This is a genomic window from Kitasatospora sp. NPDC004723 (assembly GCF_040609255.1).
Taxonomy (GTDB): domain Bacteria; phylum Actinomycetota; class Actinomycetes; order Streptomycetales; family Streptomycetaceae; genus Kitasatospora.
In genome coordinates this window covers 19,242-34,855 of sequence record NZ_JBEXJT010000039.1, presented here as the reverse complement: position 1 = coordinate 34,855, position 15,614 = coordinate 19,242, and the positions used below count along the sequence as shown (strand labels likewise).

12 protein-coding genes are annotated in these 15,614 nt (G+C 71.3%); 2 read left to right on the top strand and 10 right to left on the bottom strand.

The window, feature by feature from the left end:
- Window positions 1-6: 6 nt before the first annotated feature.
- The 4 genes from ABZW10_RS29070 to tsaD form a co-directional block, all read right to left on the bottom strand.
- A complete protein-coding gene (locus ABZW10_RS29070; RefSeq protein ID WP_355371491.1) occupies window positions 7-396 on the bottom strand; it encodes a hypothetical protein in 390 nt (129 codons plus the stop codon).
- A gap of 155 nt (window positions 397-551) precedes the next feature.
- Window positions 552-2,888, bottom strand: a complete 2,337-nt coding sequence (locus tag ABZW10_RS29065; RefSeq protein ID WP_355371489.1) for a collagenase — start codon at window positions 2,886-2,888, stop codon at window positions 552-554.
- 231 nt (window positions 2,889-3,119) lie between these two features.
- Entirely contained in the window at window positions 3,120-5,447 is a 2,328-nt protein-coding gene (locus tag ABZW10_RS29060) for a collagenase (protein ID WP_355371487.1), read from the bottom strand.
- A 194-nt stretch (window positions 5,448-5,641) separates the two neighbouring features.
- Window positions 5,642-6,709, bottom strand: coding sequence for a tRNA (adenosine(37)-N6)-threonylcarbamoyltransferase complex transferase subunit TsaD (gene tsaD, locus ABZW10_RS29055; RefSeq protein WP_355371484.1), 1,068 nt, complete (start codon window positions 6,707-6,709; stop codon window positions 5,642-5,644).
- Window positions 6,710-6,872: 163 nt separating this feature from the next.
- On the opposite strand from tsaD, the gene ABZW10_RS29050 reads away from it, so the two are divergent.
- A complete protein-coding gene (locus ABZW10_RS29050) occupies window positions 6,873-7,475 on the top strand; it encodes a superoxide dismutase (protein WP_355371482.1) in 603 nt (200 codons plus the stop codon).
- An 82-nt stretch (window positions 7,476-7,557) separates the two neighbouring features.
- On the opposite strand, the gene ABZW10_RS29045 is transcribed toward ABZW10_RS29050, so the two are convergent.
- Genes ABZW10_RS29045 through ABZW10_RS29035 form a run of 3 tightly spaced genes read right to left on the bottom strand, consistent with a single transcriptional unit; the run spans window position 7,558 to window position 9,624 of the window.
- Window positions 7,558-7,869: an antibiotic biosynthesis monooxygenase gene (locus tag ABZW10_RS29045; RefSeq protein WP_355371480.1), complete on the bottom strand. Its 312-nt coding sequence runs from the start codon at window positions 7,867-7,869 to the stop codon at window positions 7,558-7,560.
- Window positions 7,870-7,891: 22 nt separating this feature from the next.
- Window positions 7,892-8,365, bottom strand: a complete 474-nt coding sequence (locus ABZW10_RS29040; protein WP_355371478.1) for a hypothetical protein — start codon at window positions 8,363-8,365, stop codon at window positions 7,892-7,894.
- Window positions 8,366-8,376: 11 nt separating this feature from the next.
- On the bottom strand, window positions 8,377-9,624 hold the full coding sequence (locus ABZW10_RS29035; protein WP_355371476.1) for a helix-turn-helix transcriptional regulator: 1,248 nt from the start codon (window positions 9,622-9,624) through the stop codon (window positions 8,377-8,379).
- Window positions 9,625-9,804: 180 nt separating this feature from the next.
- Between ABZW10_RS29035 and ABZW10_RS29030 the strand changes: the two genes are divergently transcribed.
- Window positions 9,805-10,272: an ATP-binding protein gene (locus ABZW10_RS29030; RefSeq protein ID WP_355371473.1), complete on the top strand. Its 468-nt coding sequence runs from the start codon at window positions 9,805-9,807 to the stop codon at window positions 10,270-10,272.
- 4 nt (window positions 10,273-10,276) lie between these two features.
- On the opposite strand, the gene meaB is transcribed toward ABZW10_RS29030, so the two are convergent.
- Genes meaB through ABZW10_RS29015 form a run of 3 tightly spaced genes read right to left on the bottom strand, consistent with a single transcriptional unit; the run spans window position 10,277 to window position 15,411 of the window.
- A complete protein-coding gene (gene meaB / locus ABZW10_RS29025) occupies window positions 10,277-11,266 on the bottom strand; it encodes a methylmalonyl Co-A mutase-associated GTPase MeaB (protein WP_355371471.1) in 990 nt (329 codons plus the stop codon).
- Between the two features lie 12 nt (window positions 11,267-11,278).
- Complete coding sequence (scpA, locus tag ABZW10_RS29020) at window positions 11,279-13,507, bottom strand: methylmalonyl-CoA mutase (RefSeq protein WP_355371469.1); 2,229 nt, start codon at window positions 13,505-13,507, stop codon at window positions 11,279-11,281.
- Window positions 13,504-15,411 carry a methylmalonyl-CoA mutase subunit beta gene (locus ABZW10_RS29015; RefSeq protein WP_355371467.1) on the bottom strand — a complete coding sequence of 636 codons (1,908 nt, stop codon included), beginning with the start codon at window positions 15,409-15,411 and terminating at the stop codon, window positions 13,504-13,506. The genes scpA and ABZW10_RS29015 overlap by 4 nt, the downstream gene beginning before the upstream one ends.
- Window positions 15,412-15,614: the final 203 nt, after the last annotated feature.

The following is a 15,614-nucleotide window of genomic DNA, read 5'->3' as shown; positions in this document are numbered from 1 at the left end:
GCGGCCTCAACGGGTGAACGGGAGGGTGGGCCAGGGGCCGGCGCACACCTGCGGCGCCGTCGGCGGACGTCCCATGCCGGCGGTGTAGAGCGCCGTGAACAGGACGGCGGTGCCGACCAGGGCCGGCCAGCGCACGCCGGCCGGCGCCCGGCGCAGCGCCAACTGGAGGAGGACCAGCGCCACGACCATCGCGCAGCAGACCGTCGGCATGGTGATCAGGACGAGGGCGAAGCGGTCCGACGGGCCGATCCCGAATTCGCACTGCCCGTCCCAGGTCTGGGCGGTGAGCCTGGTACCGAGAAGGGTGCTGGCCACCGCCAGCGGCGGAGCGGCGAGGAACCACGCCAGGCCGGGCGCCGCATCGCTGCGGCGTCCCTCCTCGTTCCTTGCTGGCATGGCCGCCCTCCCCAGATTCGGGCGATCACCGGATGACCACCTGTCACGCGGGGGACGCCGGTCGCATCACCCGCGGTTCCGGGTACGGAGCGGGGCCCCGCCGTTCGCAGACCGGCGGGGCCCCTTGTCATGGGTGCTGCGTAGTGGATATCGGTCTACTGGTACGACACGGAGAGCGTGGTACCGCTGAAGGTCTGCTGGGCGGCGAGGCTGAAGAAGGCCCACCCGGCGGGCGGGTTGGTGATGGTCAGCGTCTCGTCGTTGCCGGCGTTGGTGGACTTGGCGAGGGCGTTGCCGGTGGTGGCCCAGTTGGAGCCGCCGTAGTAGAGGTCGGCGTTGCCGGTGCCGCCGCTGCTGGTGATGGTCAGCGTCTTGACGCCGGCCGGCAGGTTGATGAAGTGGTAGCTGTAGTTGCCGGTGGTGGCGGTCAGGTTCTCCCGGCGGCAGTTCTTGTCGAACTGGCGGGTGTCCGGGATGGTGCAGAGCGGGGTGCTCGGGGTGACCGGGCCGGTCGGGGCCTCCGGCAGCGGGCCGCAGTCGTTCTTGGCGCAGGCGTCCAGCCAGGTGTTGAAGTCGGCGTCGTAGCGCGTGCCGATGGTCTGCTTCAGGAAGGCGCGGGCACCGTTCCAGTCGGCGGCGCGGTACATGGTGAGCACGGTGTCGACGTCCGCGCGGTGGTTCTGGAGCATGTAGCGGACGGCCAGCCAGCCCCAGCGGTAGACGCGGTTGGTGTTGACGTCGGCGCCGGCCTCCGGGTCGTACGTGGTGTCGAACAGCTCGCTGAGCTTGTACGTCTTGGCGGCCGCCAGGGCGATCGCCTTGTCATTGCGCTCGTTGCGGTAGCCGAAGGAGATGTTCTCGGCGATGCCCTCGACCCACCAGGTGGTCGGGGTCAGCTCGCTGGCCGCGTAGTCGCCGCCCATGTTGTAGCGGCCGTCGAGGTAGTGGGTGTACTCGTGGTTGAGGTTCCAGATCGCGAACGTCTCGGTGTCCCACCACACCTCGTGGGCGATGAAGCGGGCCTGGTTGCCCGGCTTGGACGGGTCGCCCTCCTCGTACATGCCGCCGTTGTCGACGTCGATGTCGTAGAAGGCCCAGGCGTACAGCTTGTAGTGGTACTCGTCGTTGAAGACGACGACCTCGAGGTTGGTGTTCACGTCCCCGGGGATGACGCCCGGGTCGCCGATGATCTTGTGGAAGTACGGGTTCTGGTCCGTCAGGTTGGTGCAGGTGGAGCGCAGCTGCCAGAGGGACATGTCCTGGGCCCGGATCTTCAGGTCCGGGTTGCAGGTGTACGTCGTCGGGAGGATCACCGGGATGAGGCGGGCGCCCAGGTCGCAGATGCCGTAGTCGGCGCAGTGGCCCTTGTCGAACTGGCGCGTGGCCCAGCCCAGGTTCATGGTGATCGGGGCCGTCGGGCCGGTGTTCGGCCAGCGGTTGATCAGGTCCTTCAGGATCGGCCGGAGCCGGGGCTTGAGCTCGTCGACCTTCAGGGCGTAGCCGAGGTAGCGGCCGGTGTTGCTGATCAGGTTGTCGTGGTTCAGCAGCGCCTCGTTGCGGGTGATGAAGCCGGCCCAGGCGTCGAGAATGGTGGGGTCGGCCCGGAGCGCGGCCTTCCAGCCCGTGCTGTCCTTCTTGTCCTCGAAGCCGTCCTCGATCATCGGGTCGAACCGCACGACGGTGGCCTTGAGGCTCGCGGGCGCGGTGACGCCGTCGTAGGTGGAGAGCAGCCACTTGTAGACACCGGCGTACCGGCCGAGCGTCGAGGTCTGGTCGATGACCTTGGTGGTCTCGACGAGGAGCGCGGCGTTGGCTTCGGTGACGTCCTTGCTGTGCGGGGAGGCGAAGAACGCGTCCAGCGCGCCCTTGGTCGCGGCGGTCAGCGTCGAGCCGTAGGCGCCGACCACGGCCGGGTAGTTCGACTGCACCCAGTAGGCGGCGCGCAGGAACAGCACGAGCTGCCCGATGTCGGTGCTGTTGTCGCCCGGGTAGGCGGGGGAGTCGTCGCGCAGCGCGTTGGCGACGGTCACCAGGTTGGACTCGCGGAAGGCGGTCGCCGCGTTGTCCCCGGTGAGGTCGAACAGCGGGTAGGTGCACTCGACCTTCGGCAGGGCCTTGAGCTTCTGGACCAGCGCGCTGCCCGTGGCGCTGATCAGCTCGGAGAGGTCGGTGGGACAGCCGTCCCCGGCGGCGGGGGCCGAGAAGCCCTTGGCGGCCGGGGAGGGCGCGTCGGTCGGGGCGCCGAGCGCGCGCTGGGCCCGGTCGTTGTCATCGGCGGAGAGCTTGAAGGGGTGCGTCCGCTGGACGTCGGGCTCGGGGAACGGGATCGACCGGGGCGCCGAAGCAGAGGCGGCGCCGGCGGCGGCCGGGGTGCCCGCGGGGGCCGGCGCGGCCTGGCTCTGCGGAGCGAAGAGGCCGATCGCGAGGAATAAGGCGGTGCCGAGCGCAGGGACTCTGCGCGCGTTGGCCTTGGACATGCGGAAGGAGCGCATCTGTGGGGGCCTCCGGGCCTGTTGGGCCGCATGTGGGGCACGCGGCTCTCGGTGTGTGACATGTAAAATGGCACACATCACAGTGCACTGGGAAGGTTGCGAACCAAAGAATTGTTCGCCGCAACCGAAACGTTGTCAGTTCGCTTCCCGGGGGGGCTTCGAGAAGGTGTGCGCGGGCATGGAAAAGGCCCCGCCGGGCGAACCGGCGGGGCCCTTCGTATGCGGAGCCTGTTACTGGTACGACACGGAGAGCGTGGTACCGCTGAAGGTCTGCTGGGCGGCGAGGCTGAAGTAGACCCAGCCGGACGGCGGGTTGGTGATGGTCAGCGTCTCGTTGTTGTCGGCGTTGGTGGACTTGGCCAGCGCGTTGCTGGTGGTGGCCCAGTTGTTGCCGCCGTAGTAGAGGTCGGCGTTGCCGGTGCCGCCGCTGCTGGTGATGGTCAGCGTCTTGACGCCGGCCGGCAGGTTGATGAAGTGGTAGCTGTAGTTGCCGGTGGTGGCGGTGAGGTTGTCCCGGCGGCAGTTGTTGTCGAACTGGCGGGTGTCCGGGATGGTGCAGAGCGGGGTGCTCGGGGTGACCGGGCCGGTCGGGGCCTCCGGCAGCGGGCCGCAGTCGTTGCTGGCGCACTTGGTGAGCCAGGCGTCGAAGCCGGCGTCGTAGCGGGTGCCGATGGTCTGCTTCAGGATGGTGCGGGCGCCGTTCCAGTCACCGGTGCGGTACTTGGTGAGGATGGCGTCCATGTCGGAGCGGTGCTCCTGGAGCATGTAGCGAACGGCCAGCCAGCCCCAGCGGTAGACGCGGTTGGAGTTCTCGTCGGGGTCGGCGGTCTGGCCGTAGACGGTGTCGAAGAGCTCGCTGAGCTTGTAGGTCTTCTTGCCGGCCTCGGTGATCGCGGCGGCGTTGCGCTCGTTGCGGTAGCCGTAGGAGATGTTCTCGGCGATGCCCTCGACCCACCAGATGGTCGGGGTGGTCTGGCTGGCCTCGAAGTCGCCGTACATGTTGTAGCGGCCGTCGAGGTAGTGGGTGTACTCGTGGTTGAGGTTCCAGATCTCGAACTTCGGCCGCAGCCAGGAGGCCTCGTGGGCGATGAAGCGGGCCTGGTTGCCCGGCTTGGACGGGTCGCCCTCCTCGTACATGCCACCGTTGTCGACGTCGATGTCGTAGAAGGCCCAGGCGTACAGCGAGTACTGGTCGTAGTCGTCGAAGGCGACGACCTCGAGGTTGGTGTTCACGTCGCCGGGGATGGCGCCCTTGTCACCGATGATCTTGTGGAAGTAGGCGTCCTGGTTGATCAGGCTGGTGCAGGTCGAGTCCAGCTGGCCCGGGGACATGTCCTGGGCCTTGATCTTCAGGCCGTCGTTGCAGACGCGCTGGATCGGCAGGATCACCGGGATGAGGCGGGTGCCCAGGTCGCAGATGCCGTAGGCCGCGCAGTTGCCCTTGTCGAACTGGCGGGTCGCCCAGCCCAGGTTCATGGTGATCGGGGCGGTGGGGCCGACGTTCGGGTAGCGGTTGATGAGGTCCTTCAGGACCGGCCGGAGCTGGCCCTTGAGCTCGTCGACCTGCAGGGCGTAGCCGAGGTAGCGGCCGATGTTGCTGACGACGTCCCAGCGGTTCAGCTGCGAGTCGTTGCGGGTGATGAAGCCCGACCAGGTGTTGACGATGCTCGGGTCGGCCTTGAGGGCGGCCTTCCAGCCGGCGGCGTCGGTCTTGGACTCGTAGGCGTCCTTGAGGACCCAGTCGAACTCCGAGACGGTGTTGGTCATCTGGGTGGGCCAGCTGCCGTTGTAGCTGGAGAGCAGCCACTTGAACACGCCGGCCTCGCGGCCGAGGGTGTCGCTCTGGCCGATCACCTTGACGACCTCGACGAGGAGCGCGCCGTTGGCGTCGGTGACGTCCTTGCCGTGCGCGGAGGCGAAGAAGGCGTCCAGCGCGGCACCGGTCGCGGACTTCAGCGTCGAGCTGTAGGCGCCGACGGTCTCCGGGAACTTCCACTGCACGAAGTAGCCGGCGCGCAGGAACAGCACCAGCTGCCCGATGTTGGTGCTGTTGTCGCCCGGGTAGGCGGGGGAGGCGTCGCGCAGGGCGTTGGCGACGGTCACCATGTTGGCCTCGCGGAAGGCCTTGACGCTGTCCCCGGTGATGTTGAACAGCGGGTAGGTGCAGTCGACCCGCGGCAGGGCCTTGAGCTGCTGGACCAGCGCGCTGCCCGTGGCGTTGAGCACTCCGGAGAGGTCGGGACAGGGGTCGGCGGCGGCGGCCGAGAAGCCCTTGGCGGCCTTGGCCGGCTGGGTGGCCGGGGCGGCCGGCGGGGTGTTCGCCTCGGCGCTGTCCTGGGCGGAGAGCTTGAAGGGGCTGGTGCTCTTCGCGTCGGGCGACTTGGGCACCGGGATCGACCGCGGCGTCGACGAGGCGGCGCTGTTGCCGGCCGGGGCCGCGGCGGAGCCGGCCGGGGCGGCCTGGCTCTGCGGGGCGAACAGGCCGAGTGCGATGAAGAAGGCGGCACCGAGCGCAGGGAGCCTGCGCGCGTTGGCCTTGGAAATCCGGAAGGGACGCATCTGTGGGGGCCTCCGGGGCCGTTCGGGCCGCGGTTTGGGGGACCGCGACCTCTCGATGTGTGACATGTAAAATGGCACAGGTCACAGTGCGCTGGGAAGATGAATGATCGAAGAAATGTTCGTCGCAACCGAAACGTTGTCAGAGGACAGTCGCCCGGGGCTTTTGTCCCGGATCGTCCTGCGGTTGTCGTGACTCAGGCGGCCCGCGCCGTCACCCGCGGGGTGAGTGCCGCGAACTCCAGCGGCGCCGACGGGTCGACCGACAGGTCTGCCGGGGCCGGCGCGGCGCCCGCACGCACCAGCAGGTCGCCGACGGCCGCGACCATCGCCCCGTTGTCCGTGCACAGTCCGAGCGGCGGCACCCGCAACGCGATGCCGGCCGAGGCGCAGCGCCGCTCGGCCAGCTCCCGCACCCGCGAGTTCGCGGCCACCCCGCCGACCACCACCAGCGTCCCGATCCCGTGGTCCAGGCAGGCCCTGACGGCCTTGCGGGTCAGCACGTCGGCGATCGCCTCCTGGAGCGCGGCGGCGGCGTCCGGGACGTGCGGCTCGGCGCCGGCGGCCCGCTGCGCCTCCACCCAGCGGGCGGCGGCGGTCTTGAGGCCGGAGAAGGAGAAGGCGTAGGGCGGGTCGTTCGGCCCGCTCAGCGGGCGCGGAAAACGCACCGCACGCCGGTCGCCCTCGCGCGCGGCCCGGTCGATCGCGGGTCCGCCGGGGTAGGGCAGCCGCAGGATCCGGGCCACCTTGTCGAAGCACTCGCCGGCCGCGTCGTCCAGGGTGTCGCCCAGGTGCACGATCGGATCGCGGGCCAGGTCGCGGACGAGCAGCAGGGAGGTGTGCCCGCCGGAGACGATGAGGACCACGCACGGGTCCGGCAGCGGTCCGCCGTCGAGCGTCGCGGCGGCCACGTGCCCGGCCAGGTGGTGCACCCCGTACAGCGGGACGCCCAGCGAGAAGGCGTACGCCTTGGCCGCCGCCACCCCGATCTGCAGGGCCCCGGCCAGGCCCGGACCGGCCGTCACCGCGACGGCGCCGACGTCGGCGAGGGTCAGCCCGGCCCGGCGCAGCGCCTCGTCGACCACCGGGGCCATCGCGTGCAGGTGCGCCCGGGCGGCGATCTCGGGGACCACGCCGCCGAAGCGGGCGTGCTCGTCCATCGAGGAGGCCACCGCCTGTCCGAGCAGCACGCCGTCGCGCACCAGCCCCGCGCCGGTCTCGTCGCAGGACGACTCGATGCCCAGCACCACCGGTGCACCTGTCATGGTCACTCGCCCTCATCGCTCATTACACGCTGCCGGTCCCATTGTGCCCGACACGACGGGAGGAATATGCAGGAGCCCCTTGTTCGTTCTTGCAACTGATACGCAATAGTGTTGACCCGGCACGATCGTCATCGTTGAACTCGCCGAAAGGGGCCGTGTCCTGATGGGCACCTACTCGCTTCCCGACCTGCCGTACGACTACTCCGCGCTGGAGCGCGCGATGTCCGCGGAAATCCTGGAGCTGCACCACTCCAAGCACCACGCCGCGTACGTCAAGGGCGCCAACGACACCCTGGAGCAGCTGGCCGAGGCGCGTGACAAGGAGCAGTTCGGCGGTCTGGTCGGCCTGCAGAAGACCTTCGCCTTCCACCTCTCCGGCCACGTGCTGCACTCGCTGTTCTGGCAGAACCTCTCCCCGGAGGGCGGCGACCGCCCCGAGGGCGAGCTGGCCGACGCCATCACCGAGCACTTCGGCAGCTTCGAGGCCTTCAAGAAGCAGCTGACCACCGCCACCACCGGCGTCCAGGGCTCGGGCTGGGGCATCCTCTCCTGGGAGCCGCTGGGCGGTCGCCTGATCGTCGAGCAGGTCTACGACCACCACGGCAACGTCGGCCAGGGCACCACCCCGCTGCTGGCCTTCGACGCCTGGGAGCACGCCTACTACCTGCAGTACAAGAACGTCCGCCCCGACTACGTCACCCGCCTGTGGGACGTCGTCAACTGGCAGGACGTCTCGACCCGCTTCACGGCCGCCAAGAGCGCCTGACCCAGGGCAGTACGGGTAGCGGAAGGGCCCCCGGCCGGTGCGCACCGGCCGGGGGCCCTTTTGTTTCGGCCGGGAGTTCGGGTCAGGCGGACGACCCCTTGCCGTCGATCTCGTCCAGGAAGGTGACCTCGAACGATTCGAGGTACCGGCCGCGCTCGGTCAGGAACCGGTGGACGTGCGGCTGCCGCTCGTGCTCCTCGAACGCCTCGCGGTCCGCGTACAGCTCGTAGAAGACCCGGACGCGCGGCTGGTCCGGCACGGCGTGATTGACGTAGACGAGAGTGCCGGGCTCCTTGGTGCGGATCCCTTCGAGTGCCTCCCGTGCCAGTTCGTCGAAGGCGTGAGCGGCTGTCGCATCACGGGCGACGAACCGTACAACGAGGCCGAATCCCATGCTTCTCCCCTTTCTCGACCGGTCAGCGCCGGGCCCCGGTGGGCCAGAGCACCTCGACGGGAACACCCAGCCGCCGTGCGTGGGCGACCACGTCCGCCGTCCCGCCGAAGCCCCGGGCGGGCAGCCCGTCCCAGACGGCGATCAGGCGGTCGACCTGGCCGACGAGCAACTCGCTCCCGGCCATGTGGGCGGCCTCGTCGGACTCCACCCGCCCGGTGTGGTGCTGCTCGGAGGCGCCCCGGAGGAGGCGGTCGTAGACCGGGTGGTGCCACTCCGGCAGGCCGTCACGGTATCGCTGGGCGGGGATGACAACCGCGAGTCGGGCGCCCCGGTCGAGTGCGATCTCGGCGATCCACGCGTCCGGCCCGTCCGCGATGCAGGATACGACGGTGAGTTCGCCCGCGGCCTCTGCCGCCAGGGAGTCGGCCAGCAACTGCCGGACCTTCCGCTCCAGCTCGGCATCCAGCCCTCGGTGCCCCGTGATCCCGATCCGCATCGTGTTCCTTCCTAGAGGTGTACGCCGTGCAGCCGCTCGTCGAAGTCACGGACGGCCCTGGACGGCGACGACGTGCTGAAGGAGCGCCGGAGCGCACGGCCCCTTTCGACGATCCGCCCCGAGCGGTACTGGAGGCCGATCTCCAACGCCTGGCCGGCGAGCGTGAACGCCGCCTCGACCCGCCCTGCGGCCAGGTGGCCCGTTGCCACATCCATGAACATCAGCGCCCGCTGCTTCGCATGACCGGTGACGGCCGGGGAGCGGACGCCCTCGGATGTCCATGCGGCGAGCCCCAGCTTGGCGCCGCAGCTGACGCGGACCGCGGCGATCTTCGACTCGTCGAAGGTGAACACCCAGGGCCAAGGCGGCCGAGCTTCACCAGCGCTGCCCTCGATCACCGCTCGGCTCCGTGTCAACGCGCGATCGGCGCCGCGCCGATCGCGCGCGGCGGCATGTCCCAGGGCCTCCACGGACGAGAGCCAGGCATCGGCGATGGGCGGAGAGTCCGGTTCCAGGAACCTTCGAGCGCTCCGTGCGAGGCTCAGCGCCTGGACAGCGTTGCCGGTGTGCGCCTCGAACTGGGCGAGACTTCCCGTCTGGTAGGCGGCGAGCAGCGGGTTCATGCTCGACCGGGCCGCCTTGATCGCGGCCCCGTAGAACGCACGCGCCGAGCCGTGGTCGGCCATGTCCCAGGCCAGCCACGCCGCCAGACTCGCGGCCTCGCTCGCGGCAGCCGCGAGCCCGGACCGTTCGGTCTCGGTGGGTGCCGTGCGCATGAGCCCCTGGATCAGCCGCAGGTGCGAGTGGGTGGCCTCTGCGAGTTCGCGGGACGGCGTCGATCCGTCCAGCCTCCGGTACGAGGTCGTGGCGAGCCGGAGCGCCGCTGCCTGTGGCTCGGCCTCCTCCACGGGGTGATCCACGAGGGTGAGAGCGGGCGCGGCGACGGCGATCGCCGCCGCCGCGCCGAGGAACTGCCGCCTCTCCACGCACTCGCCTCCCTTCATCGTCCCCATCGGCGCGGCGGCCAGGCCGAGCATGGCCGGTGGGATGTCCAGGTGCCGTGAGATCCGCAGCAGCACGTCCATGGAGTAGGGCCCGTCACCGCGCTTCTCCAGCCGCGAGACTGCCGACTGCGACAACCCGCATGCCGCACCCAACTGCATCTGGGTCATCCGCCGATGGCTTCGCGCCAGTTCGACGACCTTGCCGTAGTTCCCGGTCCGGGACGCCTGCCGGACGGCTGCCGAGTTCCAGTTCACCAGCCCACCCAAACGCTACGGGCCCTCACGGGGCCGTGATGCGGTTCGATGCGGTGCGCGCATACGGGTATGCGCGCACCGCATCATCGATCGTCCCATAGGCGTGACCGCATGTTGACTGGTGGTGATCAGTCGCTCGGCCCTCGGCAGCTCTCCTGCCCCGTCGACGTGGAGGCGTTCATGATGGTCAGCCCGCTCAGCAGTGCCCGGTTCCCGGTTCCGCTGGAATGGGGGGTGGCGCCGGGGCCGGAGGCGGTGCCGGCGGCGCGGTGGTTGGTGGCGGCGATCGTGCGGGAGTGGGATGTGCCGCTTGCGGATGATGCGTTCCAGGACCTGGAGTTGTGTGCCGGCGAGGTGATCGCCAATGCACTGCTGCACACCGGGGAACGCTGTGTCGTGACCGTCCTCCGGTGCGCGCGGCGGCTGCGGGTCGAGGTGACCGACGGATGCCCCGCGCTCCCGCGGCGGGAGCGTGGGGCCGAAGACACCGGCGGGCGCGGGCTGTTGCTGGTGGAGGCGTTGGCCGGGGCATGGGGCTGGTACCCGGCGGGCGCGGGCAAGGTGGTGTGGTTCGAGTTCCCGGAGGAGCACGAAGCGCCGTGCCCCACGTACGGGTGGGGCACGGCGCTCGGGCTCGTGGTGGCGTAGTGGCTCAGTGCAGGCCGAAGGCGTCCAGGATGCGGTCCGCCGCGAGGGTGGCGGTCAGTTCGCCGTCGCGGACGCGGCGTTCCAGGTCCGGGAGCAGGCGGGTGACGTCCGGGTGGGCGTGGAGACGGGCGAGGAGCTGGTCGTGGACCATCGCCCAGGTCCACTCCACCTGCTGGTCGCGGCGCTTGGCGGCGAGTGCGCCGGTCGCGTCCAGCACCTTGCGGTGCTGCTGGAGCCGCTCCCAGACGACGTCCAGGCCGCTGCCGTCGCGCCCCGAGCAGGTCAGCACCGGCGGTGTCCACGGGGCGTCCGGGGCCTGGAGCAGCCGCAGCGCGCCGGCGAGCTCCCGGGCCGCGGCCTTGGCGTCCAGCTCGTGCGGGCCGTCCGCCTTGTTGACCGCGATGACGTCGGCGAGTTCCAGCACGCCCTTCTTGATGCCCTGCAACTGGTCGCCGGTGCGGGCCAGCGACAGCAGCAGGAAGGAGTCCACCATGCCGGCCACCGTGGTCTCCGACTGGCCGACGCCGACCGTCTCGATCAGCACCACGTCGTAGCCGGCCGCCTCCATCACCAGCATCGACTCCCGGGTGGCCTTGGCCACCCCGCCGAGCGTGCCCGAGGTGGGGGAGGGGCGGACGAAGGCCTGCGGGTCGACCGCGAGCCGCTCCATCCGGGTCTTGTCGCCCAGGATCGAGCCGCCGGTACGGCTGGACGTCGGGTCGACGGCCAGCACCGCCACCCGGTGCCCGAGCCCGGTGAGCATGGTGCCGAAGGCGTCGATGAAAGTCGACTTGCCGACTCCGGGCACCCCCGTGATGCCCACCCGCACGGCCCCGCCCGCGTGCGGCAGCAGCATCGTCAGCAGCTGCTGCGCCAGCACGCGGTGGTCCGGCCGGGTGGACTCGACGAGGGTGATGGCCCGCGCGATGTACGCGCGCGAGCCCTCCCGCACGCCCGTCGCGTAGCTGTCCAGGTCGATCGTCCGGGGCGCCATCGGATCAGCGCCTCAGAGCTCGTGGCCGAGATCGGCGGCGAGCGACTTCAGCAGGTCGTAGGCGGCCTCCGGGATCACCGTGCCGGGCGGGAAGACCGCCGCGGCGCCCGCCTCGTACAGCGCGTCGAAGTCCTGCGGGGGGATCACCCCGCCGACCACGATGGTGATGTCCTCGCGGCCCGCCGCGGCCAGTTCGGCGCGCAGCGCGGGCACCAGGGTGAGGTGGCCGGCGGCCAGCGAGGAGACGCCGACGATGTGCACGTCCGCCTCGACGGCCTGCCGGGCGACCTCGGCCGGGGTCTGGAACAGCGGGCCGACGTCCACCGTGAAGCCGAGGTCGGCGAAGGCGGTGGCGATCACCTTCTGGCCGCGGTCGTGGCCGTCCTGGCCCATCTTGGCGACCAGGATGCGCGGGCGGCGGCCCTCGGCCTCCTCGAACCGCTCGACCAGCTCGCGGGTGTGCTGCAGGGGGGCCGACGGGCCCGCTTCGTCTCGGTACACACCCGAGATGGTACGGATCTGCCCGGAGTGGCGGCCGTACACCTTCTCCAGGGCGTCCGAGATCTCGCCGACGGTGGCCTTGGCACGGGCCGCGTTCACCGCCAGGTGCAGCAGGTTGCCGTCCAGCGAGCCGCCGCGCTGCGGACCGGCCTCGGCGGCCCGGGTCAGCGCGTCCAGCGCGGCGCGGGTGGCGGCCTCGTCGCGCTCCTCGCGCAGCCGGCGCAGCTTCTCGACCTGCCGGGCGCGCACCGCGGAGTTGTCGACCTTGAGCACCTCGATCTGCTCGTCGCTCTCCACCCGGTACTTGTTGACGCCGATCACCGGCTGGCGGCCGGAGTCGATCCGGGCCTGGGTACGGGCGGCGGCCTCCTCGACGCGCAGCTTGGGGATGCCCGCGTCGATGGCCTTGGCCATGCCGCCGGCCGCCTCGACCTCCTGGATGTGCTGCCAGGCGCGGTTCGCCAGGTCGTTGGTCAGCTTCTCGACGTACGCCGAGCCGCCCCACGGGTCGATGACCCGGCAGGTGCCGGACTCCTGCTGGAGCAGCAGCTGGGTGTTGCGGGCGATCCGGGCGGAGAAATCGGTCGGCAGCGCCAGCGCCTCGTCCAGCGCGTTGGTGTGCAGCGACTGGGTGTGGCCCTGGGTGGCGGCCATCGCCTCCACACAGGTGCGGGTGACGTTGTTGAAGACGTCCTGCGCCGTGAGCGACCAGCCAGAGGTCTGCGAATGGGTGCGCAGCGACAGCGACTTGGCGTTCTTCGGGTCGAACTGCTTGACCAGCTTCGCCCAGAGCAGCCGGGCCGCGCGCAGCTTGGCGACCTCCATGAAGAAGTTCATGCCGATCGCCCAGAAGAACGACAGGCGCGGCGCGAAGGCGTCCACGTCGAGACCGACGTCCAGCCCGGCCCGCAGGTACTCCACACCGTCGGCCAGCGTGTAGGCCAGCTCCAGGTCGGCGGTGGCCCCGGCCTCCTGGATGTGGTAGCCGGAGATGGAGATCGAGTTGTACCGGGGCATCTTCTGCGAGGTGTAGGCGAAGATGTCCGAGATGATCCGCATCGACGGCTGCGGCGGGTAGATGTACGTGTTGCGGACCATGAACTCCTTGAGGATGTCGTTCTGGATGGTCCCGGCCAGCTTCTCCGGCGGTACGCCCTGCTCCTCGGCCGCCACGATGTACAGCGCGAGCACGGGCAGCACCGCGCCGTTCATCGTCATCGACACCGACATCCGGTCGAGCGGGATGCCGTCGAACAGCTGGCGCATGTCGTAGATCGAGTCGATCGCCACGCCCGCCATGCCGACGTCGCCGGTCACCCGGGGGTGGTCGCTGTCGTAGCCGCGGTGGGTCGGCAGGTCGAAGGCGACCGACAGGCCCTTCTGGCCGGCCGCCAGGTTGCGGCGGTAGAAGGCGTTGGACTCCTCGGCGGTGGAGAAGCCCGCGTACTGGCGCACCGTCCACGGCTGGTTGACGTACATCGTCGGGTACGGGCCGCGCAGGTAGGGGGCGATGCCCGGGTAGGTGCCCAGGAAGTCCAGGCCCGCGAGGTCCTCGGCGGTGTAGAGCGGCTTGACGCCGATGCCCTCGGGGGTGTCCCAGAGCTGCTCGTCGACGTCCTTGCCGGTGGCCTGCCGCCAGGCGGCGCGCCACTGGCCGTCGGTGACGGCAGCAGCGGGGGCGGCCGCCGGGGCGTCGGTGCCGTCGGCGTCCAGCCCGATCGAGGTGAAGTCGGGGATCATCGGGCCACTCCGATCTGGGCGGTCCCGCCGTTGTCGGCGGTCTCGGTGATCTGGTCGAGCAGGGACGTCAGCACGGCCACCGCGTCGCCGCCCGCGAAGACGAACCCGTCCACACCCGCCGGCGGCGTCCCGCCCGGCCGGCCGGCCAGCAGCACCCGCTGCGCGCCGGCCGCCCGGAGCGCGGCGGCGACCGCCTCGGCGTGCTCGGCGTACAGGGCGTCGCTGGAGCAGAGGCAGGCCACCGCGGCGCCGCTCGCGGCGAACGCCTCGGCGAACGCGGCGGGTTCGGTGCCCTCGAACGCGGTGGTGGCGATCCCGCCGGCCTGGAACAGGTTGGCGGCGAAGGTGGTGCGCGCGGTGTGCGCCGCGGCGGTGCCGATCGACGCCAGGAACAGCGTCGGCCGCGTGCCGGTGGCCGCGAGCCAGGCGTCCGAGCGGTCGCGCAGCGCCTCGAAGGCCTCGGCGCGGCGCACCCGCGGCAGCCCGCCGGCCGGTCCGGCCGGGGCCGGCTCGCGCACCGGCGCCTGCTCGCCGAGGTGGGGGAACTCGCTGACGCCGGTGACGGGTTCGCGCCGCTTGGCGAGCCGCACCGAGCGCTCCGCCCAGGTGGCCGCGATCCGCTCGCCGACCAGGCCCGACTCCAGTGCGGCGCGCTGGCCGCCGGCCCGCTCGATCTCCTGGAACCACGCCCAGGCGGCGTGCGCCAGCTCGTCGGTCAGCCGCTCCACGTACCAGGAGCCGCCGGCCGGGTCGACGACGCGGGCCAGGTGCGACTCCTCCAGCAGGATCGCCTGGGTGTTGCGGGCGATCCGGCGGGCGAAGGCGTCCGGCAGGCCGAGTGCGGCGTCGAACGGCAGGACGGTGACCGCGTCCGCGCCGCCGACGCCGGCGGCCAGGCAAGCGATCGTGGTGCGGAGCATGTTCACCCACGGGTCGCGGGCGGTCATCATCACCGCGGAGGTGACGGCGTGCTGGCGCTGCGCCGAGACGGCCGGGGACGCGCCGCAGGCCTCGGCCACCCGGGCCCAGAGACGGCGCGCGGCACGGAACTTGGCGATCGTCAGGAACTGGTCGGCGTCCGCGGCGTAGCGGAACTCCAGCTGGCCGAGCGCGGCGTCCACCGGCAGCCCGGCCCCGGTCAGCGCGCGCAGGTAGGCGACGCCGGTGGCCAGCGAGGCGCCCAGCTCCTGCGCGGGCGAGGCGCCGGCCTCGTGGTACGGCAGCGCGTCGACGGCCAGCGCCCGCAGACCGGGGAAGCCCTCGGCGCAGCGGGTGGCGAGCGCGGCGGCCTCGGCGAGCAGTGCCTCGGTGCGCGCGGCGTCGCCGGTGTGGGCCTGCAGGCCCAGCGGGTCGGCGCCCAGGGTGCCGACGGCGGCGCCGGGGGAGACCTCGCGCTCCCGGTACAGCTTGAACAACTGCTCGGCGGCCTCGGGGAATTCGGCGCCAGCGTCGAGCACCACCCCGGCCAGGTCCAGGTAGACGCCGGTGAGCGCCTCGCCCAGCGCGGTGACCGGCAGGCCGTCGCCGCCCAGCTCCAGCCAGAGCGAGCCGCCGCCGTGCTCCAGATCGGCCAGCACCGCCTCGTTGGTGCGGCGCGGATCGGGGTCGCCGTGCCGCTGGCGGACGTCCCAGCCCGCGACCGAGGCGCCCTGCGGACGGGCGCCGCGGACGAACGGCGGGAACCCGGGGAAGCCCGGGTCGGCCGGGGCGTCCTCGGCGGTGTACAGCGGGCGGGCGCGCAGCCCGTCCTGGAGCGCGGTGCTGAGCGCGCGCTCGGCGGCTGCGCCGTCCTCGGGCTGCGCCCCCGACTTGCGCAGCACACCCTCGACGAGGGTCTGCCACTGCTCGTGGTGGGCGGCCGGGAACTCGGCGGCCAGGGGAAGCCCTTCGGGCGGGACCGTCATGTCCGGCAGGTTAGCGCTCGTTCGCGGGGGCGCAGGAGAGGCGAAGGGTGTGACCTTGCCCTCGCTCTGCACTCTGTTGCACTACCGGCGCGGAGGACGGCCGCCGGGCGTACCGGCGGGGCCCCGGTGGAGGGCGCGCGGTGAGGGCCGTGCGGGCGGCTGCGGGCGGGCGGCTTGCGGAACAGCGGCCGTCATCTATTAAC